This window comes from Nocardioides pelophilus (assembly GCF_014180685.1).
GTDB classification, from domain to species: Bacteria; Actinomycetota; Actinomycetes; order Propionibacteriales; family Nocardioidaceae; genus Nocardioides; species Nocardioides pelophilus.
On record NZ_JACEHF010000260.1, the window covers coordinates 1 to 3,106 of the forward strand.

3 protein-coding genes are annotated in these 3,106 nt (G+C 73.4%); 1 reads left to right on the forward strand and 2 read right to left on the reverse strand.

What is annotated here, in order from left to right; genetic code table 11:
- Both H0488_RS22550 and H0488_RS22555 read right to left on the reverse strand, forming a co-directional pair.
- Positions 1-1,946, reverse strand: a 1,946-nt coding sequence (locus H0488_RS22550; RefSeq protein WP_183101438.1) for a glycosyltransferase family 2 protein, incomplete at its 3' end; no start/stop codon positions are given.
- Between the two features lie 75 nt (positions 1,947-2,021).
- Positions 2,022-2,279, reverse strand: coding sequence for a WhiB family transcriptional regulator (locus tag H0488_RS22555; protein ID WP_183101439.1), 258 nt, complete (start codon positions 2,277-2,279; stop codon positions 2,022-2,024).
- A 227-nt stretch (positions 2,280-2,506) separates the two neighbouring features.
- Here H0488_RS22555 and H0488_RS22560 point away from each other — a divergent pair.
- A partial coding sequence (locus H0488_RS22560) for a 2-phospho-L-lactate transferase CofD family protein (protein WP_183101440.1) occupies positions 2,507-3,106 on the forward strand: 600 nt, incomplete at its 3' end.

Here is a 3,106-nt window from a genome sequence, read left to right on the forward strand (position 1 = left end):
CGGCCGACGTCGAGGAACAGGGCGCCGCCGGCGCCCTCGGTCACGGCGGGCAGCCACCAGGGAGCGAGCAGCACGGCCGGCACCGCGAGCGCGGTCGCCGGCGGACCCCAGGCGGACCGGTCCCGGACCGCGCCCCGCACGACCACCGCCGCGGTCGCGATCACGACCGCGCCGAGGATGGCGCACAGCCACCACATCACGGGCGCGACAGCGGTGAGGAGCGCGAGCAGCAGGCCGGCCCGCCACGCGGCGCGCCAGCGGCGCGACGCGTCGGGCTCGGCGAAGCCGAGGGCGGCGTGGGCGAGCCACGGCAGCGTCGCCGCTGCGAGGACGACACCCCAGCGGCCGCCTCCCCAGGCGCCCGCGACCAGCGGAACCAGGGCGTAGGTGACCGAGCCCCAGAGCAGGAGCCACCGCGGGGCGCCGTACTTGCTGATCAGGCGGCCGACCACACGCAGGAACCGCCACGCTCCCCAGAGCGCCAGCGGTGCGGCAGCGACGAGCAGCGTCGACACCGTCCCGACGGTGCCGAGCACCGTCGCCAGCAGCGCCAGGGGCAGGACGTACGGCGGGGCGGGAACCGCGCTGCCGAACCCGGTCGGGTGCCAGCTCTCGTACTGCAGCCCCCACCAGTCGCCGGCGCTCCCCGGGGCTGGTGCGAGCGCGCCGCCGCTGACCGCGCCGAAGGCATCGCGGGCGCCGACCACGAACGCGATCGCCGTGACCGCCAGCGCGACCGCGACCGGGTCGGTGAGGAAGCGGGCCACCAGCCCGGTGTCCTCGAAGTCCTCCTCGTCGTCGGTCTTGTGACGCGCGACGGGCGGCGACGGGTCGCGCTCGGCGGCAGCGGCCCGGCGCCGCTCGGCGACGTCGGCTGCCTGGTTGGTGGCCGCCGCGGCCAGGTCGCTGACGAAGTCGAGACCGTGCCGGTAGGGCAGCCACCAAGGCGCCAGCAGGCGGTGTACCCGGTCGTGGTCGGGCGGCGCCGACTGACGCGCCCGGCGCTCCTTGCGCGCCTCGAGCAGCGGGCCCGGCCTGCTGTAGACGGACACCACGGCGGCCAGCTCGTCGAGCGCCTCGCCGACCGAGCGGACCACCAGGAAGCCCAGCATCCGCAGGACCGAGCCGAGCGCCAGCCGCACCGCCTGGAACGGCAGCGCCCGGGTGCGGCAGTTGGCGAGCAGGGTGAAGAGCGCGGCCCGGCGCTCCTGGTAGTGGGTGTGACGGCCGGTGAGCGGCGTCCGCCGGATGCCGCGGTGGGCGGCCTCGGCGTGGAACACCACGGCCTGCGGGACGGCGAGGGTCAGGTGGCCGGCGGCCGCGGCGCGCCAGCCGAGGTCGAGGTCGTTGCCGAACATCGGCAGGTGCTCGTCGAAGCCGCCGAGGTCCTCGAGCACCGAGCGCCGCACCAGCAGGCCCGCGCTGTTGACGGCGAGCACCTCACGGATCTGGTCGTGCTGGCCCTGGTCGTACTCGCCGCGCTCGAGCCCGGTCTCGCGGCGGCCCGTGCCGCTGATGGTGACGCCGATCTCGAGCAGGCGCTTGAGCGAGGGCCACTCCCGCAGCTTCGGACCGAGGAGGTCGGCGTCCGGACGGACCGCGCTGGCGCCGAGCAGCCGCTCGAGCGCGTCGGGCGCCGGGTTGCTGTCGTCGTGGAGCAGCCAGACCCACTCGGTGGCCAGACCGTGCTCGGGCAGCGCGGCGAGCGCCTGCGCCACCGCCTGGGGGTACGACGTACGGCCGGTCTCCCGCAGCACCACGACCGGAGTGGCGCGCGGGTCGTCACCGAGGCCGGTCTCGATCAGGTCGGCGCTGCCGTCCTTGCTGCCGGTGTCGACCGCGACCACCCCGGCGATCGGCGCGGTCTGCGCGCGGATCCCGTCCAGGACGGCGGGGAGCCACGATGCGCCGTCGTGGCTGACGAGAACCACCGCGACGTCGGACACGAGGAGCGAGCCTATCGGCGGTCCCTCAAGACGTTGAATCGGTCGCGCGCTTGCACGACCGCCCGGCGGGACCGGTCAAACAGCCTTCTTCTTCAGCTTGCGGCGCTCCCGCTCGGACAGGCCGCCCCAGATGCCGAAGCGCTCGTCCTTCATGAGCGCGGCCTCCAGGCACTCCACCCGGACCTCACAGGTCTGGCAGACCTTCTTGGCCTCGCGCGTCGACCCGCCCTTCTCAGGAAAAAATGCCTCCGGGTCGGTCTGAGCGCACAGCGCGCGCTCCTGCCAACCCAGGTCTTCGGTGTCCGCATCCTCGACAAGGAAGAGTTCTCTCACCGTTCCGGCCCCTTTCGACCCCCATATGTCGCCGCCCACGACATCTGCCCTGGCACCTCTTGATCGGCCACCCGACCCGATTGCTGAGCCATGAACGACACTAGTGGAATTACACGCATGTCATACCCCCAGAGTCAACCCCGAATCTGCTATAACCCCGGCCGTTATCACGCCTCCCCAGCGCCCCCGCGGTCGGGCGTGGCCCCCCAAGGGGCAGAGTTCTCCCCATGAAGAAGCTGACGGTGCTGTCGGGCGGCATGGGCGGTGCCCGGTTCCTCCAGGGCCTGCTGCACGGGATCACGACGGGCGCGCTGCCCGGCGTCGACGCCGACGCCGAGGTCACCGTGGTCGCCAACACTGCCGACGACTGGTGGATCCACGGCCTCAAGGTCTGTCCCGATCTGGACACCGTCATGTACACCCTGGGCGACGGCATCGACCGGGAGCGCGGCTGGGGACGGCGCGACGAGACCTGGAGCGTGAAGGAGGAGCTGGCGTCGTACGGCGTCGAGCCCACCTGGTTCGGCCTGGGCGACCGCGACATCGCCACCCACCTGGTGCGCACCCAGCTGCTCGACGCCGGCTACTCGTTGTCACAGGTGACCGAGGGCCTCTGCAAGCGCTGGCTCGCGCCGCTGTGGGGCGACCGGGTGCGGCTGCTGCCGATGACCGACGACCGGGTCGAGACCCACGTCGCGGTCGCCGACGCCGCGTCGCCCAGCGGCCGGCGGGTCGTGCACTTCCAGGAGTACTGGGTGCGGATGAAGGCCGAGGTGCCCGCCGAGACGGTCGTCGTCGTCGGGCTCGACGACTCGACCCCCGGCCCC